The organism is Pseudoalteromonas sp. NGC95 (genome assembly GCF_015864705.1).
GTDB classification, from domain to species: Bacteria; Pseudomonadota; Gammaproteobacteria; order Enterobacterales; family Alteromonadaceae; genus Pseudoalteromonas; species Pseudoalteromonas arctica.
Genome location: NZ_JADYWR010000026.1, coordinates 1 through 22,078, shown reverse-complemented (window position 1 = coordinate 22,078; position 22,078 = coordinate 1). Strand labels below are relative to the sequence as shown.

Annotated in this window: 16 protein-coding genes; 7 read left to right on the top strand and 9 right to left on the bottom strand. The window is 41.4% G+C overall.

Features of this window, described 5'->3' with window-relative positions; all coding sequences use genetic code 11:
* Positions 1-348: 348 nt before the first annotated feature.
* Positions 349-882: a hypothetical protein gene (locus I6E70_RS17935; RefSeq protein ID WP_197103151.1), complete on the bottom strand. Its 534-nt coding sequence runs from the start codon at positions 880-882 to the stop codon at positions 349-351.
* A gap of 827 nt (positions 883-1,709) precedes the next feature.
* On the opposite strand from I6E70_RS17935, the gene I6E70_RS17930 reads away from it, so the two are divergent.
* Together I6E70_RS17930 and I6E70_RS17925 are read left to right on the top strand one after the other, a co-directional pair.
* On the top strand, positions 1,710-2,603 hold the full coding sequence (locus I6E70_RS17930) for a hypothetical protein (RefSeq protein ID WP_197189315.1): 894 nt from the start codon (positions 1,710-1,712) through the stop codon (positions 2,601-2,603).
* Positions 2,604-2,724: 121 nt separating this feature from the next.
* On the top strand, positions 2,725-4,614 hold the full coding sequence (locus I6E70_RS17925; RefSeq protein ID WP_010554522.1) for a monovalent cation:proton antiporter-2 (CPA2) family protein: 1,890 nt from the start codon (positions 2,725-2,727) through the stop codon (positions 4,612-4,614).
* A 125-nt stretch (positions 4,615-4,739) separates the two neighbouring features.
* Here the strand turns inward: I6E70_RS17925 and I6E70_RS17920 are convergent, their stop codons facing one another.
* The 8 genes from I6E70_RS17920 to I6E70_RS17885 form a co-directional block, all read right to left on the bottom strand.
* Entirely contained in the window at positions 4,740-5,021 is a 282-nt protein-coding gene (locus I6E70_RS17920) for a hypothetical protein (RefSeq protein WP_033026271.1), read from the bottom strand.
* A 275-nt stretch (positions 5,022-5,296) separates the two neighbouring features.
* Positions 5,297-6,010 (bottom strand): hypothetical protein, encoded by a 714-nt coding sequence (locus I6E70_RS17915; protein ID WP_197189314.1) that lies wholly within the window; start codon positions 6,008-6,010, stop codon positions 5,297-5,299.
* Positions 6,011-6,149: 139 nt separating this feature from the next.
* Positions 6,150-7,940, bottom strand: coding sequence for an alkaline phosphatase (locus I6E70_RS17910; protein ID WP_197189313.1), 1,791 nt, complete (start codon positions 7,938-7,940; stop codon positions 6,150-6,152).
* A gap of 11 nt (positions 7,941-7,951) precedes the next feature.
* A complete protein-coding gene (locus tag I6E70_RS17905; RefSeq protein ID WP_197189312.1) occupies positions 7,952-9,541 on the bottom strand; it encodes an alkaline phosphatase in 1,590 nt (529 codons plus the stop codon).
* Between the two features lie 209 nt (positions 9,542-9,750).
* Positions 9,751-12,186, bottom strand: coding sequence for a TonB-dependent receptor (locus I6E70_RS17900; RefSeq protein WP_101217640.1), 2,436 nt, complete (start codon positions 12,184-12,186; stop codon positions 9,751-9,753).
* Positions 12,187-12,392: 206 nt separating this feature from the next.
* The gene (locus I6E70_RS17895; protein ID WP_180961364.1) at positions 12,393-14,132 is read right to left on the bottom strand and encodes a solute:sodium symporter family transporter; all 1,740 of its coding nucleotides are present in this window, start codon (positions 14,130-14,132) and stop codon (positions 12,393-12,395) included.
* A gap of 113 nt (positions 14,133-14,245) precedes the next feature.
* Positions 14,246-16,306, bottom strand: a complete 2,061-nt coding sequence (locus tag I6E70_RS17890) for a glycoside hydrolase family 31 protein (RefSeq protein ID WP_197189311.1) — start codon at positions 16,304-16,306, stop codon at positions 14,246-14,248.
* Between the two features lie 107 nt (positions 16,307-16,413).
* Positions 16,414-17,181, bottom strand: a complete 768-nt coding sequence (locus I6E70_RS17885; RefSeq protein ID WP_232783811.1) for a sulfite exporter TauE/SafE family protein — start codon at positions 17,179-17,181, stop codon at positions 16,414-16,416.
* A 180-nt stretch (positions 17,182-17,361) separates the two neighbouring features.
* Between I6E70_RS17885 and I6E70_RS17880 the strand changes: the two genes are divergently transcribed.
* The 5 genes from I6E70_RS17880 to I6E70_RS17860 all read left to right on the top strand — a co-directional run bounded on the left by I6E70_RS17880 (position 17,362) and on the right by I6E70_RS17860 (position 21,933).
* Positions 17,362-18,111: a GntR family transcriptional regulator gene (locus I6E70_RS17880; RefSeq protein WP_024589596.1), complete on the top strand. Its 750-nt coding sequence runs from the start codon at positions 17,362-17,364 to the stop codon at positions 18,109-18,111.
* Positions 18,112-18,326: 215 nt separating this feature from the next.
* Entirely contained in the window at positions 18,327-19,289 is a 963-nt protein-coding gene (locus tag I6E70_RS17875) for an aldo/keto reductase (RefSeq protein WP_197189310.1), read from the top strand.
* 9 nt (positions 19,290-19,298) lie between these two features.
* On the top strand, positions 19,299-20,294 hold the full coding sequence (locus I6E70_RS17870) for a TauD/TfdA family dioxygenase (RefSeq protein ID WP_197152306.1): 996 nt from the start codon (positions 19,299-19,301) through the stop codon (positions 20,292-20,294).
* A complete protein-coding gene (locus I6E70_RS17865; protein ID WP_197118323.1) occupies positions 20,294-21,298 on the top strand; it encodes a YeiH family protein in 1,005 nt (334 codons plus the stop codon). The genes I6E70_RS17870 and I6E70_RS17865 overlap by 1 nt, the downstream gene beginning before the upstream one ends.
* A 425-nt stretch (positions 21,299-21,723) precedes the next feature.
* Positions 21,724-21,933, top strand: a complete 210-nt coding sequence (locus tag I6E70_RS17860; protein ID WP_006792548.1) for a cold-shock protein — start codon at positions 21,724-21,726, stop codon at positions 21,931-21,933.
* Positions 21,934-22,078 lie beyond the last annotated feature (145 nt).

The following is a 22,078-nucleotide window of genomic DNA, read 5'->3' as shown; positions in this document are numbered from 1 at the left end:
AAGATATTAAAAAAACTAGCATGCTCTACTCCATCTGAACTATCTATTTTTAAATTATCTCACATACCGATATTCAGGCTATAAACCTAGAAAGGGTTAAAAACCATGCCGCAAGGTGTTTTTTTGCACTATTAAATTTCAATGGTGCACAAGGGCAAACCCAGCAATTACATTTAACAATAAATTGAAAATAATTTAAATTCATAACCTTACATTGCGTTAGGCACTGTTTCACTATGACTTATACGAAAGTGAGCTTATATTAACATCGAACAAGAGACTTTATAAAGGCAAGAAGAAGAGATTTAAAAGCCCTTTTCAGGGCTGTATTTTTGTGCGTTTCTGAAGCTAAATTATTTGTTTTCGCTCTTTGACATACTCAAGCACCTTGTGCAACGGAGCTAATCTCTTATTGTTAGATCTGATTGCCAGAGTAGTTATGCCTATAAACCCACCGATAAAAAGAAGGTAACCGGCATCCTCGCTTTTAGTCATAAAGTACGTAATAAGTGAACCTACCCCTCCAACGATTATCCAAAGTAATGAAAAAGATATTAGCTGCATAGTAAACACTACCTTCATGGCCGTTAACGCAGGTTTGATCTCTACGTCAGAAATATGGTCAAATTTTCCCGCTTCAGTGGTGATACCTAAGATGGTTCTTTTTAATGTTGAGCGCTCTTTTAATTCTATGTAATCAAACGTAAACTCTTCACCAATTCCATGCACAAGATGCCTATTTATAACGTCGGGCACTTGCATGTTGCCATATTTAACACCGTCAATTTCCAAGTAATCATAGACATTTAAAGTAGTTTTATCCGTTACTTGCCTATGACTTTCAGTTATGTCGGTGAGCTTACCTTTAAGTTGTTGTATCATTTTAAAAACCTTATTTATTAATAACTTAAGAACAAACTAATCTGAAACAATTGTTGCTATACCACTAAAAAGCGAAAAGAGTGCTTCAGCAGATGTATAGTTGAATTTATCAAATATTAAAAATTACGCTACAGAATGGATTTTATGAAACGAGCAGAGGTTTTCTTGGCTTTAGCCATAAAAATAATCCATTACTTTTTAGCAAAAAAAATATTGTAGAAGAAAATGATCACCTAAAGCACTTTATTGCTACATATTAAATATAGCATACAACTTTAGCATTGCAGCGTGTCAGAAGAATTATTTTTAGATGTGTTTTTGTTTAGAGCACACGCAAATATAGAAGCTAAAAGGCTGGGCAGAATTATATAGTTGCTATTAACCATAGCGAGCAGCAATAAAGCAGCATTGGTTTTACTAGTTACGCCTAATTAGTGCATAAAACCCTCCAGCTAATGCAAACAGGATTAAAGAAATACTACTAATGTTGCAATTTGAATTGGAGGGCATTCAAAATTCCATACTCAGGGTAAGCAGCTGACAGAGTTTACTTATAATGGATTTATCAAATTCAACACCTGCCTTTTCTGGTTAAAAAATCAATTGTAACAGCTTGCTGGTTCACTTGCACAAGCAACTCAAGCCTACTCTCATTGATGCCATGCGCATCTTTTTTTAATTACTTCTTAGTGTATTTAGCCACTTATTAGTAAATCTGCTTTTCATAAACACACCCTACATTAATAAAAATAACAACTTATAATTGGTCTCATTTTTGCTTTATATTGTTTATATAAATACAAACAATAAATACCAAAGGACTAAACATGAGCTCATCAACTGTATCTAACATTACAAAACCACTTTCGCTTATTGGCGGAATTTTATTATTAAGTGGCTGTGTATTTCATATATCGCCAAGCGTGGCCTCTGTAAAACAAACCAAGCAACTGTCATTACCGAGCAAAAATCTTGAGTATTTAAATTTGTTAAGCGGTGCAGGTAGCCTTGAAATAAAAGGCTCAAAAACAGCCACCAGCATTAGTGTTAACGCCACCATTTACACAGCCGATATTGAAGACGAATACGAGCTAACGCTCGAGCAAAACGGTAAACAGGCAAAACTTGTTGCCCAAAATAAAAGCCGTAATGGTATTAGCTTTTACAATGGTCAGTCTCCACATATTGATTTAGTGGTTACTGTGCCAAGTAATCTAAATTTAGATATTGATGATGGCTCTGGCGACATTTTAATAAATGCTATGCAAAGCAATATTGATGTAAAAGACAGCTCAGGAGATTTAACTATAAGCGGTGCTAAAAACCTAACTGTTGACGATGGCTCAGGTGAAGTAAACCTTGAAAACATCGCAGGTAATTTAGAATTAACCGACGGCTCTGGCAGTATTCACATTAACAACGTAAGCAGCAATGCAACTATTGACGATGGTTCTGGCGAAATGCACGTGAGCAACATAAGTGGTTCGCTAAACGTTGAAGATGGATCGGGTGATTTAGTGATAAGCCATATTAGCGGTGCTGTTAATGTGGATGATAACTCTGGCGACATGGTCATTGAGCATATTGGTTCAAGCGTAACAATTGAAGACGGTTCGGGTGATATTCGCGTTAACCATGCAAAAGGGCTGACTATTACTGAGTCGGGCTCGGGCGATGTAAGTATCGATAATATTAGCGGTTCAGTAAAAGTAGCTGACTAACAGTATGAGCTAAAAATAACGTATTTTCAGCCACATGAATTATTGTATTTTATAAGAACCTAAGTCATTCTATTTATGCTCAAATACCTTGAGCATAAATAGAATGACTTAGGATAAACGCGTGTTAGAAATTGCTTTAATTTATTTAGCAGCAGCCATAGTAGCTGTCCCTATTGCAAAACGAGTCGGACTTGGCTCTGTGTTAGGTTATTTAATTGCCGGAATACTCATTGGCCCTTATGCGCTGGGTGTTGTGGGCGATCAAACCGATGTAATGCACTTCGCTGAGTTTGGCGTAGTAATGATGCTGTTTTTAGTGGGCCTTGAGCTACAACCTTCGCGTTTATGGACATTACGCCACTCTATTTTAGGGCTTGGTGGCTTACAGGTTGTGCTATCGGCAGCGGCTATATTTGCATTTTGTTATTGGTTTTTTGCCATGCATTGGCAAACTGCACTCGCCATTGGTTTAATGCTCGCGCTCTCCTCTACGGCTATTGTGCTGCAAAGCCTTGAAGAAAAAGGCTGGCTAAAGCAAGAAGCCGGACAAAACGCTTTTTCGGTATTGCTGTTTCAAGACATCGCAATTATTCCTATTTTAGCCTTATTACCACTGCTTGCATTTGCCCCGCAAACTAGCACAAAAGAAATCAGCGATTCGATTATTGCAAGCTGGCCTGTATGGCAACAAGTATGTGTATCGGTCGCGGTTATTGCCGCTATTATTGCCGGCGGTAAATATGTATCGGCGCCGTTATTTAGATACATTGCCCAAACACACATGCGTGAAATATTTACTATTTTTGCACTCTTTTTAGTGGTCGCTATTGCGCTAGTTATGCAAAGTATTGGTTTATCGCCTGCGCTGGGGACTTTTTTAGCCGGCGTTGTACTTGCCGAGAGTGAATTTAGACACGAATTAGAAGCCGATATAGAACCCTTTAAAGGCTTACTTTTAGGATTGTTTTTTATAACTGTTGGCGCATCAATTAACTTTGAACTGCTATTTAACGAGTTTAGTACTGTTATTGGCTTAGTGGTTTTACTTATTGTAGTTAAAGCCTGCATTTTATTTGCCCTTGCCGTTACCTTTAAAATTAACAGTAAACAGCAGTTATTATTTGCCTTAGCGCTTGCCCAAGGGGGTGAATTTGCCTTTGTACTTTTAAGCGTAACCACCACCTTAAGTATTTTAACGCCCGAGCAAACCAGCCTTGTTACCTTAGTTGTGGCGGTATCAATGCTAATAGCGCCGTTATTACTTATGGTTTATGAACAAATACAAAAACGCAGCAGCAGTGCTCTGCCTGAGTTTGATAAGCCAGAGCAAATTAGCACCGCTAAGCACGTAATTATTGCGGGCTACGGGCGTTTTGGTCAAATTATGGGGCGTTTACTGCACGCGCAAGGTTACGAAATTACCGTACTTGACCACAGCCCTAGCCAAATAGAATTACTACGCCGTTTTGGCAATACCGTATTTTATGGCGATGCCGCACGCCAAGAACTCCTTGAAGCCGCAGGCGCGCACACCGCGCAGATGCTAGTAATTGCAATTGATAACCCCGATAAAACCATTGAGATAATTAAGCTCGCGCATAAAAACTACCCGCAGCTTAAAATAGTTGCTCGCGCAATCGACCGCCGCCATGCGTATCAGTTACTTAATTTAAAAGTAGATGCGTTTAACCGCGAAACAGTCGACTCGGCTATTAACCTTGCCGTAGAAGCACTCGAGTTACTAGGTAACACTAAGCAAGATGCAGAGCGTGCTGGTAAGCTGTTTAGAGACCACGACCGCGCTGCAGTACTGCAACTTGCTGCATTATGGGGAGACGACGCCAGCTACGGCGTAGCAGTTCGCCAACGTATGGAAGATTTAAAACAAGTGCTGCAACAAGATAAACAAGCACAAAGCGATTTAAATACCTGCGACAGCGGCGATTGCGAAGACGGCTTAACAGAAGTAGCGAGTAAACCTAAAAAGCCTGATGATGCTCATCTTGAATAGTGTTAGGCGGTTGAGTTTGAATTCTTAGTGGTAAGATCCAAATAATAGGCGGCTACAAGGTAGCCGCCTATTATTTGTTAGACTTAGTTTTCTTGAATGACTTTGCCCTACTCGGAATAAAACCGTTATACGCATGTACTCTTAATTAATGAATTTTGTTTATGAATTTCTTTAGAGTCTTCATTAGTTTTTGCGATAACCAGATCAATTTTAGCTTTTTTGCATTTATCAGATAATTCTTTACTCATAAGGTGACTTTGGTCTTTTTGATACTGAGTCATACCTTCCGCACCGCTATATTGATCTCTATTTTCGGGTGCTCTGTCTTTTTGGTATGAGGGTGGGTGAGTTGCACCACATGCTGATAATAAAACGATTAGTGAAATTGGAATTAATTTATTAAACAATGCTAATACTCCTTGTGCATATAACAGCTCTACCAAAGGACATTTCCTTATTTTCACTAAAACGTCCCGATAGTGTGAACTTCTATTAATAACAAATAGTATAAATTTTTACCAACTATAAATGTTATACAAACGATGATCTGCTTGGGAAATAAGAGAAAAGTAGCTTGATGATAGGACTTTGATGGTTGTAGCTTCCATTACCTAACTTATTAAATACCTACTTTTAGCTCATAGCTTTGTCATTTTTTAGCTATGAGCTACACATCTAAAACCTAGTGGTGGTGCCCGCCTTGAATAGCCTCGCCCTGCTGGTTATAAAAACCTGTTGCGCTGTGCTCAATAAAACCAAGGTTGATCATTTTAGCTAAAAACGGGTCGTTTTCGTTATCGCCAATGTCGGCGTAGTCGGTGGTTTGAAAGCGATCCCATTTGGCAAACTGCGCGGTTATTTCTGCTTTATTACTGTTTACATTATTAAGGCTAAGCACGGTGTTCGTTTGGGCTTTTTTATTGGTTACGCTAAAGCTTTTAACCAAATTTGATTGCGTAAATAAAGCGAGTTTAAATTGGTTGTCACCTTCAGTAAGTTCGTAGTTTTTTACTTCATCGCAGCCTGTGCCTTGGGTGTTTAAAAGCGTCATTTTTTCTATTAAGTGCGCATCCACCAGCTGGTTTTTAGCACTCCAATTTTGTACGCCGCGTACTTCAGATGGTTGATATTCTATGCCGCGTTGCTGGGCATTAAAGTAACGTATTGGGCGTATTTGATTATTGGCTAAGTGCTGCCAAAGCTCGGTTATTACTTCACTTTGATGCGCTACTTGCTGATTGTTTCGCCAAAGGGTAAGTGACTCGCTACTTTGCTGCGCTTTATGGCTGTTGGTAATTTTATAATCCGCTTTTAATTGCTTGGCATCAATGTCACATTGCGAGGCAAAGCTACTTGTACTTACAAGCGTGGCAATTATTAATAACGCTTTTTTCATTTAGCTATCTCTTATTTATATTTCAAGTTTATGGCAATAACATAACGATTATAAATGTCAGTTTAATGACAAAAACCCCGCACAGTATGCGGGGTTTTTTATTTAGATATATTTAACTAAATTTATAACTAGGCGGTATTTATTGCGCTAGTTTTTCGTCTGCTGCTTTTACAAAGTCAGCGGCAAAGTCCATTACATGGAATAAAAAGCTTTGCTCGTTTGTGCCTGTTACCAAGTGTGCACCTGGTCCCATTGCATAAACGCCTACGTCTTCACCGGCATGTGTTTCAGAGCCCATTGGTACAAGTGCTTCTTGATGAAAACCAGGTGTTGTTGTATCAACATCTGTTAAATCAACACGCCCTGTAACCGGTGCAAAGGCGTAACCTGCATCGGCATCAGTCTCGCTACCTAGGTTTCTAAAGCCACCACCATTGGTGTAACCAACCGTTGTATAAGGCATATCGTCGGCAGCTAAGCTTGGCTCAGTAGCGCCTACTGCAACCACTTTACCTAAAATTGGGTTACCGCGTTTAGGGTAACCGGCAATGGTAAATACATGGCTGTGATCGGCAGTTACAACTATTAATGTTTCTTCTGGGTTGGTGTTTTCCATTGCCACTTTAACGGCTTTGGCAAGCTCAATTGTGTCGTTTAACGCGTTATAAGCATTACCCGCATGATGCGCGTGGTCAATTCGACCCGACTCAACCGTTAAGAAAAAACCTTGCTCGTTGTTATCAAGTACGTTTATTGCTTTTTCGGTCATTTGTGAAAGGGAAGGCTCGCCTGCTACATCGTTTGCGCGGTCAGCTTCGTACTGCATGTGGGATTCGTTAAATAAGCCAAACACTTTAGTGGCGTCGTCACTTATTGCATCAAAACCGGTTTGATCCATTACGTAAGTGCCATTTGGATATTGCGTTTTCCACTCTGCGGTTAAGTCGCGGTTATCTGTACGATCCCCTTCAACAGCACTTACTGCATCGGCTGAATTAAACGCGGCATCTTTTGGTAAAAAGTGACGACGACCGCCGCCCATTACTACGTCAATACCGTCTACATCAACACCACTAAAGCGTGCTTCTAGGTTGGCTTCAAAGTTAACCAGTTGCGATGCAATGTCTTCACACGTTGCCGCACTTTCTGGCATATCGGAGATATCTTCCCAGTTACGCTCTGCCGATTTAGCATACGTTGCAGCGGGTGTTGCGTGAGTAATACGCGCTGTAGAAATAATCCCTGTTGCTTTGCCTGCAATTTCAGCAAGCTCTAACGAGGTAACAAGTTCGTGCCCTTTGCCTGATGCACAATTACCACGCTCAACCGCTTCATCAATACCAATAACGCCCGCATCGGTTTTAACACCCGATGCCATTGCGGTCATAGTGCCTGCCGAATCTGGCGTTTGCGCATCTACGTTGTATGTTTTTACAAAGCCCGAAAAAGGCATAGTTTCAAAGCTTAACTGGTGTTCTTCACCCATTTCGCCCTCTAACTGACCCGCTAAAATACGTGCTGCGGTTATGGTAGAAATACCCATACCATCGCCCACAAATAAAATTACGTTTTTAGCTTTGCCTGATTCAGTAACAATGTTGCTACTGGCTGTTTGTGCAGCACCTAATTTTGTTTGTGCTTCACTAAACCAAGTATTACTAGTGAGCGAGGCTAACTGCTCGCTTGTTAACGACGTTGCAGGTGCATTACACACTAAATTAGTTGAGTTAACTTCGTCGCTGTCTAGCACGTCGTTATTATTGGTATCTGCGCCTACTTGCGTCTCTACACCGCCATTAATACACTGCTCAGAGCCCACTGCAATAGCGTTATCTACTGCGATAATATTGTTTTCATTTTTGTTATCGTCACTCGAGCAACCTGCTAGCGCGACCATTACTGCCAAAGAAAGTACCGTTAATTTGTTCATGTTAGCCGCCATTATTGCTGAGTTAGTTCAAGAGCTTGATTAATTAAATGAAATACAACGTTTTGTTCAATTACGCCCTGTGCTAGCTGAGCACCTGGACCTTTTGCATGCAGTGAAATATCTTCACCTGCGTGTGTTTCTGACCCCATTGGTACTGTTGCTTCTTGGTGAAAACCTGGGGTTGTTGTATCAACGCCATTTAGCTCAACACGCCCTGCAACAGCAGCACTTGTGTAACTTGCATCAGCGTTGGTCTCACTGCCTAGATTTCTAAAACCTAAGCCATTTGCGTAACCGACCGTGGTGTACGGCATATCGTCAGCGGCTAGGCTTGGTGTTGTTGAACCTACTGCAACTACTTGACCTAAAATTGGATTACCACGCTTAGGGTAGCCTGCAATAGTAAATACATGACTGTGATCGGCGGTTACTAAAATAAGGGTTTCTTCTGGATTGGTGTTATCTACCGCAGCTTGTACGGCTTTAGCAAACTCAATGGTGTCGTTAAGCGCATTGTATGCATTACCCGCGTGGTGCGCATGGTCAATTCGACCCGACTCAACCGTTAAGAAAAATCCGTTATCGTTTTTACCAAGCACTTCAATTGCTTTAGTGGTCATATCGGTAAGTGAAGGCTCGCCCGCTACATCGTTTGCACGGTCAGCTTCGTACTGCATGTGCGATTCGTTAAATAAACCAAATACTTTAGTGGCGTCGTCTGCTATTGCATCAAAGCCTGTTTGATCCATCACGTACGTAGCATCTGGGTATTGTGTTTGCCACTCAGTCACTAGGTTGCGCTCGTCAGTACGGTCGCCTTCTATAGCACTTACTGCATCTGTTGAATTAGCTGTTTCGTCTTTTGGTAAAAAGTGACGACGACCGCCACCCATTACAAAATCAAGACCGTCTACGTCGGTCCCTACAAATCGTGCTTCTAGGTTTTTTTCAAAGTTAACCAGTTGCGATGCAATGTCCTCACAGCCACCCGTTACGGCATCTTCTGGCATATCTGATACGTCTTCCCAGTTACGGTCAGCCGATTTAGCATATGTGGCAGCAGGCGTTGCATGAGTAATACGTGCTGTAGAAATAATACCGGTAGATAGCCCTTTAATTTCAGCTAATTCGGTCGCGGTAATTAGCTCGTTACCCGCCACTGTTGAACACACGCCGCGCTCAATATCTTCGTCTACACCAATAACGCCCACATCGGTTTTAACACCCGAAATAATAGCCGTCATCGTGCCTGCTGAGTCGGGAGTTTGTGCATCTACGTTATACGTTTTAACTTGTGCAGAGTATGGGAACTCTTCAAAGCTTAAATAACCTTCTTCGCCAGATTGGTTATTACGCTGCCCTTGTAAAATGCGCGCGGCGGTAAGTGTAGAAATACCCATACCATCGCCCACAAATAAAATGACGTTTTTAGCTTTAGTGGCTTGTGTAGCCTGCGCTTGTGCTGTTTTTGTTGTTAGTTTAGTTTGCGCAGCGCTATACCAGCTGCTGTCTTTTTGGCTTTGCGGTAGTACATCAGCATGGCTAACTGCGCTAAACGCAAATGTTAGCGCGATTGCCGCAGCGACTTTTTTAATTTTCATCCGTAATTCCCATTGTTTAGTGGTTATTTTTTGAAATGTGTAAACACAAAAAAGATCAACCGCTGCACTATAGAAAACAGATGTGACTGATAAAGGTAATTTTGATGAAAGTAAAATGACTAAACTATTACAAAAATAAGTCATAAAAAAAGCGCAACGTGTTAAACGTTGCGCTTCTAAGGGAAATTATTGAGGGAGTTATTTAAATATTAAAAACGTGCTTTAAACGATACCCCAAAGTAGCGCTCTGCATCGCGCGGTATTTGGTAACGGAAGTTATCGCCACTGTAGGTAGTTACGTAGCTTTCGTCGGTTAAGTTTTTAGCAATAAGCGATACCCTAAACGCGTCATCTTTAAACGACAAACCCACACTTGCATTTAAAATACCGTAATCTGGTAATAAAGCAGCTGGATTAAATTCGCCTACGTTGTCTGGTAGGTCTGAGTATTGCTCATCGGTGTAAATGTATGAACTGTTTATGTGTACGTTAAAACCATGGTCGGTTTCAATAAAGTAATCAGCCGTTAGTGAGTATTTAAGATCTGGCGAAAATGGTACATCTAAACCTGAGCGGTCAGTACACGAGCCAGCGGCTACCTCTGCCGGACAATTAAACTCGTCAATTTCGGCTTTAATGTAAGCAACACCACCGGTAAGCGTTAGCGACTCTGTTGCAGCCCACATAAAGTCAACTTCAACACCTTGTGTACTTACGTCGCCCGCATTGGTTAAGCGCGTAATACAGGTGCCGTCTGAACAGTCAAAGTTGTTAGCTTGAAAGCCTTCAATTTCGGTTCTGAAAAGAGCCATGTTAAATACAAATTCGCGGCTTGCGTATTTGTAGCCTATTTCATAAGCGTCTGACTCTTCAGGTGCTATTTCGCGGCTGTCGTTATCTGGATTAAAGTTATAATAAATATTAAAACCAGGGCCTTTGTAACCTTGCGAGTAAGTACCGTATACCATTTGGCCATCGCCTAAATCGTATTGCATACCTAGACGACCCGATACGTTGGTTTCTTCGGCTTTGCCTTCATCATCTGTATTAAGTGTTGCTGGGCGCACGCCTACACCGGTGCGGCCATATACATCATTACTTACACGGCGATGCGTGTAAGACACTTCATCGTCGGTGTAACGAATACCAAATAAAACGCGTAAATCTTCAGATAAATCGTAGGTACCATCGGCAAAGGCTGCCCAGTTATTAAATTCTGTGCTCATAAAAGCAGTGGCCGATACAATATCGTTTGCGTTACAGCTAACGCCTAGGCCTTGTGTGTAACCTTCTAAGTCAGCAAGTGCTGTATCAAGCTCAGCGCCCGATAAGTTATTTTGCGCGTAAAAAGCCATTGCGCTATCAAGCTGACCACCATTATTTTGGCAACTTGCATCGCGAGTAAAGTTACGTTGTGAATCCATGTTCCAATAAAATAAGCCGGCAACATAATTAAATGGCCCAGCTAGGTTTGATGTAACTCTAAACTCTTGTGAAAACTGATCCCATTGCTGTGCACCAATATCATGTAACTGAAACGGCGCGCCAAATACCGGCTCACTGCTGTCGCCAGCAATAGAGGTAAAGTCGCCTTCGCGGTATTCTGTGTTATCCCATGAACGCTGTGCAGTAATTGAAGTATACGTATAGTCGCCAATTGTTTTATCAACTTGCACCGAAAATGCGCTATGTTCGTCAATTGTGCGCGACTCGTAGTCATGATCAACTTTGCGCTGGTCTAGGTCAATGTCGGCTACACCATCCACAATGCCGTTACTGTTTGGCGCTGCTTTTGAATCAGGATTACGACCACTTGGCAGGGCTTCTAAGTCGGCACAACAGTCGTCATCTGCGTTATAAAACTCAGCTATAAACTTTACGCTTAAGTCGTCCTCTGGCTCGTATTTAAATACAGCACGTGCACCTTCGCGGTCATAACCGTTTACTTTTTCGTTGTTGTAAACGTTATCAATGTAACCGTCAAACTTGCCTTTAAATACCGTTAAGCTAGCGGCTAAATCGTCGGTTAAGCCGCCGCTTATAACACCTTTAAAACGGTATTCGTTATCTTGATAAAACGAGGTTTCTACGCTGCCGGTTGTGTCGTACGACGGATCTTTAGTGGTAATATTTACCACACCTGCTGAGGCGTTTTTGCCAAATAACGTACCTTGTGGCCCGCGTAATACTTCAATGCGGTCTACGTCGTATAAATCGGCAAATGCTTGACCCGAGCGGCCAAGTACCACGCCATCAACAACAGTTGCCACACTTGGTTCGGCAGCAATACTAAATGAAATAGTACCAATACCGCGCACTGTTAGCGCTGAGTTACGTGTTGTGGTGCCTTTTCTAAAGCTAACCGAAGGAACAAGTGACTGTAAGCCTTCCATGTTATTAGCAAAAGCTGAATTAATTTGATCGCTATTAAGTACCGATACCGCAACAGGTACTTCGTTTAAACTTTGCGTTCTTTTTTGTGAAGTAACGACTATTTTTTCAAATGTATCGTTTTTAGCTGTTTCTGTTTTTTGTTGTTCTTGTTCGGTTTGCTCTTGCTGTGCATGTACCTGCGCGCTAAGCGCTAAACCGGTTGTCATTGCTAACGTGACTGCCAAGCTTAAGACGGACTTTTTAGCTCTCATGTCATTCTCCATATTGTGCGTGTGCTGTGTGGTACCGCGCTAGCAATTGTGTGAGTTGCTAAAAAGCGGTGTCAGTGTGTGTGATCTTTCCTTAAAGCTCTTATATCTTATATAAGAGCTTTAAATTTAAACAAACTATCCTACTAATGCAAACATTATGTGAATTAAATGTGATTTAAGTTTTGTGTATAGAATATAGCCGCACGTTATGCGGCGTTTTTAGCCCCAATACGCGCTAAGCTATTTTCGTAACGAACCTGCCAACGACGTACACTCCACCAGCTAAGCACTAAAACAGTAGACCAAACAGCAACTAAACTTGGTACAAAGTACACACTGGTTCCACCCACTAATCCGAGCGGCGAAAACAATATATACAAGCTAACAATCAAGCCTACTAATACAATTGCGCAAGGTAATGCGTATTTCCAAGGATTAAGGTCTACCTCAGCTTTGCGTGTAAATTGCCATGGTGTTTTAAGTGGTTTGTAGTAACCAATACCCAGCATTATTGCCAATTCAATTATGAACAAAATGGCGTAAATATGAATAAAGTTAATGTCTACATCCCATACAAATTTAAGCAAGGTGTAGGCAATAATATGGAATATAATCGCGACTTTAGCGCCCAGTGCAGGCACTTTTCGAGTAAACAAACCAACCAATACAATTGTGATGACCGGAATGTTGTAGAAACCTGTAAACACACGAATAATGTGCCATAAACCTTCAGGCGCAAACATCAATAATGGCGCAGTTATAAACGACAATATGGCAATAACAATACTGGTAATTTTGGCTACTTTTATAAGTTGGCTGTCTGTTACTTTATTTTTTTTCATTGGCTTATAAACGTCTAAGCAAAATAAGGTCGCCGCGCTATTGAGCAATGAATTAAATGAGCTAAATACAGCACCTAGCAATACGGCCAAAAAGAAGCCAGATAAATACTGTGGAAGTACTTCTTTTACCAAATGTGGGTAAGCTAAATCGATAGTTGGCAGGCTTTCGTGTTTATAAAGATGGTAAGCAATAACGCCAGGGATCATCATCATAAACGGTACTAGCACTTTAAAGTACCCTGAAAACAACACCCCTTTTTGACCTTCAACTAAGTTTTTAGCGCCCAATGTACGCTGGATCACATACTGATTAGTGCCCCAATAAAACAAATTAGCTAAGATCATCCCTGTAAAAATAGTGCCAAATGGCACGGGATCATCGCTACTACCAATAGCATTGAGCTTTTCTGTGTCGGTGTTTACTAGGGTGCTTAACCCTTCTGAAAAACTACCATCACCCAATGCAATTAAGCCCAGTGTTGGCACTAAAATACCAATAATTAATAACCCAACACCGTTAATGGTATCTGATACCGCAACCGCCTTTAAACCACCAAATACAGCATAAATAGCCCCAACTGAACCCACTGTAATAATGGTCACAATTAGGCTTGCTTGGTAGCTCATATTTAATAAGGTGGGTACATCAAAAAGTCTAAGTACGGCAATTGATCCTGAGTACAAAACAGAAGGGATCGTTATAAAACAATACCCTACCATAAATAAGATCACCGTCATGCGTCGTACGGTATCGTCAAAACGATCCCGTAAAAATTCAGGTAAGGTAGAAAACGCGCCCGCTAAATAACGAGGCAAAAAGATCAACGCCATAATAATGGTTGAGATCCCTGCGGTTACTTCCCACGCCATTGAGCTTAGGTTGTAACCATAAGCTGAGCCATTAAGGCCAATTAGTTGCTCGGCCGATAAGTTAGTGAGGATCATCGACCCTGCTATAAATGTACCTGTTAACCCACGACCCGCTAAAAAGTAGCCATCTTGGGTGTTAACTTCCCCTTTGGTTTTTTGGTACGAGATATATCCCACCAGCGCCATAAACGCCAAGCACGATAGCAGTGTCATGGTAATGTTCATACCTTCCATCTTGCGCCCCTTTTAGCTTACTTTACTCGGTAAAAAGTAAGCTAATATCTTTATTATTGTGTGTTGTATGTGTGTTGTATGTGTGTTGTGTGTGTTTTTTATTAAGCCGAGTTTTATTTAGGCCATGCTGTTAATTGGCTCATGTCTTGTTCTGTGTGTTGAACTTCTGGGCCAAGCATTAGGCTATCGCCTTCGCGTACAAATACTGCCATTTCTTCAAGTGCGAGTGTGTGCTCGTAGTACTTACTCCCTTCGTAAACTTGTTTATCGGGGAAGCGAATCCAATTGCCTTGCGGTAAATAAAACTTAACTTTACCGTTTGGTACTACACACGGCACAACCAGTAATTTTTCACCGCACATAAATTGCTGATCAAAACTATGTGCCAGTACATCATCAGGAAATGCCAATACCATGGCACGCTGAATCGGCAAGCCTGTTTGCTGCGCTTGCTCTGCACATGTTTGTAAGTACGGAATTAACTGGTAGCGTAATTTAAGTGCTGCAAATACCGCATCACTTGCTTGCTCGGTGTAAGACCACGGTTCGCGAGGACCAATACCGTGTAAGCGCATATGTGCGCTAAATACCGACGCTTGTGCCCAGCGCACGTAAAGTTCTGCGTCGCGGGTGTCTTTGTAAAAACCACCAATGTCGGTTGCAAAAAATGGCCCACCCGACATACCCCACGCTAAACTGCCACGAATGCTTGCCGCTAAACCCTGCCAATCGGCTTGCGGGTCGCCGCCCCACTGTGCAGGAAAACGTTGGCTGCCCGTCCATGCTGAACGGCTAAACAAAAATGGCCCAGTTTTACAGTATTTTTCGGCGGCCTCAAAAACGCAGCGGTTGTACAACATGCTGTAAACGTTGTGCAGCCTAATACCGCTATCACCACTGTGAGATATCATATTGTCGTCTTCTAGCTGCTCGCCAAAATCCGCTTTTATCATATCTACGCCAAGCTCAAACAAAGGCTTATGCGATTCGAGCCAATATTCGTAAGCATCAGGGTGCGTAAAATCTAAAATACCCGACTCAGGCAATGGCGTAAGTACTTCGCCAAATGGGCTTAAATCCCACTCGTATTGATACGCTTTACCTGTGCGTTTGTCTTTTATTAGCCAACCGTTTTCGGCCGCTTTAGCAAATAATGGGTTATTTACCGAGATCATCGGGTATTCCCACACACAAATTTTAAAATCCATCGCTTTTAATTCATCAAGCACAGGTTTTGGGTCGGCGTAGCGTGTTGGGTCCCATTCAAATGCAAAACGTGTGTCGGTGTCTTGCCATGCACGGCCATCAAGAGTAATTACGTCGCACGGCATATTTTTAGCGCGTACTTCGCGGGCAACACTGAGTAATTCGTCAGCATCTTTGTAATACGCTTTTGATAAAATAACACCAAAGCTCCACTGCGGTGGTACCGGTGCAAAACCTGTTAGCTCGCAGTAACGGTTGATGCTTTGGGCAGGTGTTTGTTCTTGATATAAAAATACATCTAGCGCGTCATCTTCAACTAAACATACATATGCACGTTGCGACCAAAGTGCATAACCTACGCCATGAGTTACCGGTGCGGGTGTATGTACAAACAAATTCCAGCCTTCTGGGCTCCATGCATACGGGGTATTTTTATAAGATTTTTCGGCGTTAACGCCTAGCGCATCGTGGTTGTATGAACGAATAAGTTGGCCGCGTTTATCAAGCTTGCCCCATTTTTCGCCAAGACCATACACGGCTTCGTCGTAGTTAAGCTCTAGGCTTAATATCCAGCCGTTATCGGTTTTAGCCAGTGGCGGTAAACGGTGCTGGCGTACAAAGTGACCATCAGTTGCTGATTGCTGTACTAGCTCATCGTTTTTATAAAGTTTGAAATGAAAAGGGTCGCTGTAAAATTCTAAGCGGTATTCGCCACCACATACGCTGTAATCATTATTGTTTTTGCTAAGTGTGAGGGGGTATTCTGATGGGGTTGTGGTTAATATTTTAAATTGCTCGTCATGCGTGGTGCCTGCATTTAAACGTAAACCAAACTGGCTTATCGTTACGCTAATATCACCAAACTGAGTGGGCAAAACCAGCACATTACCTTGCAACTTTGGCTGTGCGGTTAAGCGTGCTGGCTCTATTGCGTTCCAGTCTGGCTCACGTAATTCAAATGCATTCATGGGAGTTCCTTAACCAATTATTAGTCTTGCATAAGACACAAGTTAAATAATTGTAATCCCCATGTCAACGTAAATAAACTCAAGATGAATTATTTACATCGCGATTTTTAAAATATACCTGGCGCCGATGTTGCCACCAGCGATACACCACTTAGGCCAAGCAATGCAATTGCTATAATACGTACCCATTTAGCGTCAACGTAGGGCGTTAATTTACGAGCAAAATGCGTAACTAGCAACACTAAAGGAATAGCCGCTGCAATTAAAAACATAATGTCGAGCCCAGGTAAAGTACCAAATAAAGCGATACCTACACGTACTAGTCCACCGATAGTAAATACCGCTAATAACGTACTGCGAATAGCTTCAATGGACCAACTTTGCTTATAACATTGAAACACAAGCGGCGGCCCTGAGGTTGAAAACAACCCACCAAGTAACCCACTTACTCCACCGGCTATTAAAAATGAACGAGGATTACTTTGTTTATTTGTACGCTCGCGGCCAATCAGCATTAAAGCGCAGCAAAGCAAAATACTTACACCTAAAGCAAAGTTTAAATAGTGTGTTAAATGCGACGACATATATTCAAGTAGCACAAAACCTAACAGCATTAGCGGAATACCGGTATACAACATAAGTTTTAGCTCGGGTACTTTTACCGAACTGCGGTTTTTAACGACCACGGTTGTTGAATTAACTAACCCCAGCAAACTCACCAAAAATGTAGTTGCCGTAAGTGGCAATACATCAAGCAACGTAAAGCTTGCAACCACCAGTAACCCAAAGCCAAACCCGCTAAGAGTTTGCATTACAGTGGCAAGGCTTAGGCACAGCGCCATAAGCAAAATGAGTTCAAAAGAAATACTGAGCACTTTTAATTTCCTAAGGGTGAGCTATTGTAGTGTAACGATTTGTTTTTAGGCATAATGTATATTTTGCGCCTATTAAACATTACAGCAGTAGTTCACGTTTAATTGAGCTAGCGCAAATATGCGTAAAAGGTTTCACCTATGCTATAACTACAGGTGGATTAAATTTAATGGTAAATAATAATGAGTAACTCTATGTTTGATCACAAATTAAGTGGCCCAAGCTTGGCTTTTCAACCACTTTACTTACAAGTGGCTGATTATATTAAACAGCTCATTGTTGAAAGACGTTGGGTACCTGGCGAAGCACTACCAAGCGAATTTCGCCTTGCTGAAGAATTTAACGTAAGCCAAGGTACAGTTCGTAAAGCACTAAACTTATTAACCGACAATAAAATAGTAACTCGTCGCCAAGGCGTTGGTACGTTTGTATCGCAACATACTGCGCAAGATGCCTTATTTAGGTTTTTTCCGTTACAAGCAGACGGTAAAGGTGCCGATTTGCCAAAGGCTGAACTGCTATCGGTTGAGCTTTGTGCAGCGCCAGTTGAAGTAATAGAAGCGTTACAACTCAATAAAAAAGACAAAGTTACCAAGCTTGTTCGTAGGCGTATTCTTGATAACGAATTTTGCATGAGCGAAACTATATACCTACCACAAAGCTACTTTCCTGATATACATCAAAGTAGTGATATTCCGCATACATTGTACCATTACTATCAGACCAAATTTAACCAAACTGTACACAAAACCCAAGACAGTATTAAAGCCGTACTTGCTACAATGGATGATGCCAAAATGCTTGCTATAAAAGCTGGCGATCCACTGCTGTTGGTATCACGCATTACCGAATCAATCGAAGGTAAACGTATTGAATACCGCCAAAGTAAATGCCGTAGCGATCATTACCACTATCAAATTGAACTTGATTAATTAAAAGCGTGTTTAGTGCTAAAAACCCACTTTAGCGCATAATAATTAAATATTTTTTAAAGGCAGCAAACGCTGCCTTTTTGCTGCCTGTAGGTTTTTTAACTGAACCATTTACTGCTTTGCTGTTAACACAGTATTGACACTGTTTGATTCGTATAATAACTTATGTCTTATACAAGACCCAAGTCATTATGCATTTTTTACAGGAATTCCCAATGAGTTCATTAAATAATATCCCTCCAGTAGGGTTCGGTTTATGGAAAGTCGAGCAAGAAGATTGTGCACAAACGGTATACCAAGCCATTAAGGCAGGTTACCGCCATCTTGATTGCGCATCAGACTACGGTAACGAAGAACAAGTAGGCGATGGCATCGCCCAAGCATTAAACGATGGCTTATGTACCCGTGAAGAATTATGGGTAACATCAAAACTGTGGAATACCTTTCATGCACCAGAGCATGTTGGCCTCGCGATTGATAAAACACTGAGTGATTTAAAGCTAGATTACCTAGACTTATACCTAATTCATTTTCCGATTGCGCAAACATTTGTGCCAATAGAAACGCGCTATCCACCAGAGTGGTTTGTTGACCCTACGGCGCAAAACCCACAAATGGAGCTTGCAAAAGTACCACTGTATTTAACGTGGCAAGCAATGGAAGAACAAGTACACAGCAACAAAGCAAAACGCATTGGGGTATGTAATTACTCAAGCGCACTGCTTCACGATTTAATGACCTACGCAAATATCAAACCCGCTATGTTGCAAATTGAGTCGCACCCTTATTTAACGCAAGAGCGATTAGTAAGACTCGCAAAGCAGTACGATATTCCGGTTACTGCGTTTTCACCACTGGGTGCGCTTTCATACCTTGAGCTAGAAATGGCTGATAAAACTGAATCAGTTCTTGAGCAAAGCGTTGTTAAAGCGGCCGCACACAATCATGGCAAAACGCCAGCACAAGTAGTTCTTCGCTGGGGCGTGCAACGCGGCACTGCCATTATTCCTAAAACCTCAAAACTTGAACGCATGAAAGAAAATCTCACACTGTTTGATTTTGAATTAACAGAGCAAGAAATGGCGCAAATTTCTGCGCTTAACAGTAATCGCCGATTCAACGACCCTGGGCACTTTTGTGAAGCAGCCTTTAACCGTTTTCACCCAATTTACGATTAGGAACATACAATGTCAGCTACCGAAATTAACTACGCCTCAGTGCCAACTCAATTAACATTCGATGATTCGGTTTTTCCGTGCATTGTTGTTAATAACAATAACGCCAGCACCGTTGAAGAAGCGGTAGCTTTCATTCGCGCAAATAAAAGTGAATTGGCTACAAAACTTCGCAGCTCAGGTGCTGTGTTGTTTCGTGGCTTTCCTGTAAATAGCGCCGAAACATTTGATACTTTTTCAGCCGGGTTTGATTATGACAATTTTACTTATAAAGAGTCACTGTCTAACGCGGTACGTATTAATTTTACCGAACGTGTATTTACAGCTAACGAAGCGCCAAAAGATGTAGAAATATACTTACATCACGAAATGGCGCAAACGCCTATTTCGCCAAGTAAATTATTCTTCTTTTGTAAATCGGCCGCAGAAGAAGGCGGTGCAACACCTCTTTGCCGATCAGATAAATTATTTAGTGCATTAAAAGAATACGACAGCAAGCTTGCCCATGACTTTGAACACAAAGGCCTAAAATATACCACCTATATGCCAGCCGCTGACGACGCTACATCGGGCCAAGGCCGAAGCTGGAAAAGTACGCTAAGTGTAGAAACCAAAGACGAAGCACATAATAAATTAACCGAACTTGGTTACCAGTGGGAATGGCTTGAAGACGGCTCACTAAAAGCCGTTACACCAGTACTGCCTGCGGTAGTAACTCTTGAAAACAACGTACAGGTTTTTTATAACCAACTGATTGCCGCTTACATGGGCTGGAAAGGTGTACGCGATAATCCATCAATTGCCATTACCTTTGGTGATGGTAGTGCGATTCCTAAAGTTGGACTTAATAAAATTGTGGAGCTTTCTAAAGTATTTACCTTTGATCTTGCATGGCAAGACGGTGACGTTGCTTTAGTTGATAACGAAATGGCTATGCATGGTCGTCGCCCTTTTACAGGTGAACGTAAGCGCCAAGTATTAGTAGCACTTACCGCAGCTAAAGCGTAATGCAGCGCTTAAGTAGTAAATTAAGCTGTAAAATATCACCTTTATGGCAAGGTGCCAGCATTGCTGCAATGACTGGCCTTGCCGCCTTATTTTTAAGCGAACATTATGGTGCGCCAGCCATGTTGTTTGCTTTGTTACTGGGTATGGCAGTCTCATTTTTGTATCAAAGCGATAGCCCTTGCGCCAAAGGTATCGATTTTACTGGCACCACGATTTTGCGTGTAGGTATAGTACTGCTAGGCACACGCATTGCGCTGGGAGATTTAGTAACACTGGGTTGGCAAACAGCACTTATGTTAGCGGGCGCCATATTTACCACTATTATTTTAGGTGTAGTGCTAGCGCGCGCATTTGGCTTACAAAAACGCTTTGGTGCACTAACAGGTGGCTCGGTTGCTATTTGTGGAGCGTCTGCTGCGCTGGCTATCTCGTCTATTATGCCAAACAGCGAACATAAAGAGCGCGACACCTTATTAACCGTTATTGGCGTAACAGCTATGTCGACCCTTGCTATGATCCTCTACCCTATTGTGGTTAATTATCTTGAGTTTGACGCCCATAATGCAGGCGTATTCTTAGGTGGCACAATACATGATGTAGCCCAGGTAGTGGGTGCAGGTTATTCGGTATCACCAGAGACAGGCGATATCGCAACTCTAACTAAACTTGTACGTGTTGCCATGCTACTACCTGTTGTACTTATTATGATGGTCGTTATTAATCGCTCAAACAAAGAAAAACACGGAGAATTACCTAAAGTACCTGGTTTTTTAATTGGCTTTGTAATACTCATGATAATAAATAGCTGCTTTTCACTTCCTACAATAGTACTTGAAACCGCTAACGAACTTTCGCAGTTCTTTTTAATTGCGGCTATTTCAGCTATAGGAATGAAAACTAATTTAGGAAAGCTTACCGAAGTAGGTATGAAACCCATTATTTTAATTGTGGCTGAAACACTTTGGATTGCATTATTAATACTTGGATTTGTAATTTGGAGCTAATGAATCAAGTTATTTAAGGTATATATCAAAAAAATCAGTAGGTAATTAGGTCATGTTTTAACCACTTAAAACTTGCATTTTACCTACTCTAGAACCGCGTTCCAATACAAACATAAGGCATTGATTAAACTAAAATTAACTCAAATTAAGACGCAAAAAAGATCACCTTAATCATGACTGGTTAGTTAAAAAACAAACAAACTAATAAAGCACTTACTCTAAAATAAATTTACAATAGGGCTTGGTATATAGCTCAATTTACTGTTATCCTGCTTGGCATCGGGTTGACAGAAAACCCTATTTATTTGTAAGTACCACGTTGTTTTAGTAATAATCCTTCGCGTTATCCTCAGTTAAATGTATGTTTTCTTCCTGTTAAATTGCCTAATTTAAGGCGCACTTTTATTAATTCTTAGGATACTATTATGTCTAATACTACAACTGGTACAGTTAAATTTTTCAACGAAGCAAAAGGTTTTGGTTTCATCGAGCAAGAATCTGGTCCTGATGTTTTCGCACATTTCAGCGCAATCTCTGGCGACGGTTTCAAAACTCTAGCTGAAGGCCAACGTGTACAGTTTACTGTTACTCAAGGTCAAAAAGGTCCACAAGCTGAAAACATCGTTAGCATCTAATTGCTTTCGTTAAAATGGGTTAGCAATAACCCATTTTGAATACTAGTTTGAAAGAAGTTTTGTTTTATTTGTTAGTACCCCGTTGTTTTAGTAATAATCCTACGCGATATCCTCAAGTTAACTATTTTTTCCGGCTCAATCGCCT

Bases quoted from the DNA above. Each gene is read 5' to 3' on its own strand.
- I6E70_RS17935 (WP_197103151.1), bottom strand. From the start codon at position 882: ATGATACAACAACTTAAAGGTAAGCTCACCGACATAACTGAAAGTCAT.
- I6E70_RS17860 (WP_006792548.1), top strand. From the start codon at position 21,724: ATGTCTAATACTACAACTGGTACAGTTAAATTTTTCAACGAAGCAAAA.
- I6E70_RS17900 (WP_101217640.1), bottom strand. From the start codon at position 12,186: ATGAGAGCTAAAAAGTCCGTCTTAAGCTTGGCAGTCACGTTAGCAATG.
- I6E70_RS17905 (WP_197189312.1), bottom strand. From the start codon at position 9,541: ATGAAAATTAAAAAAGTCGCTGCGGCAATCGCGCTAACATTTGCGTTT.
- I6E70_RS17895 (WP_180961364.1), bottom strand. From the start codon at position 14,132: ATGGAAGGTATGAACATTACCATGACACTGCTATCGTGCTTGGCGTTT.
- I6E70_RS17880 (WP_024589596.1), top strand. From the start codon at position 17,362: ATGAGTAACTCTATGTTTGATCACAAATTAAGTGGCCCAAGCTTGGCT.
- I6E70_RS17870 (WP_197152306.1), top strand. From the start codon at position 19,299: ATGTCAGCTACCGAAATTAACTACGCCTCAGTGCCAACTCAATTAACA.
- I6E70_RS17865 (WP_197118323.1), top strand. From the start codon at position 20,294: ATGCAGCGCTTAAGTAGTAAATTAAGCTGTAAAATATCACCTTTATGG.
- I6E70_RS17910 (WP_197189313.1), bottom strand. From the start codon at position 7,940: ATGAACAAATTAACGGTACTTTCTTTGGCAGTAATGGTCGCGCTAGCA.
- I6E70_RS17875 (WP_197189310.1), top strand. From the start codon at position 18,327: ATGAGTTCATTAAATAATATCCCTCCAGTAGGGTTCGGTTTATGGAAA.
- I6E70_RS17890 (WP_197189311.1), bottom strand. From the start codon at position 16,306: ATGAATGCATTTGAATTACGTGAGCCAGACTGGAACGCAATAGAGCCA.
- I6E70_RS17915 (WP_197189314.1), bottom strand. From the start codon at position 6,010: ATGAAAAAAGCGTTATTAATAATTGCCACGCTTGTAAGTACAAGTAGC.
- I6E70_RS17930 (WP_197189315.1), top strand. From the start codon at position 1,710: ATGAGCTCATCAACTGTATCTAACATTACAAAACCACTTTCGCTTATT.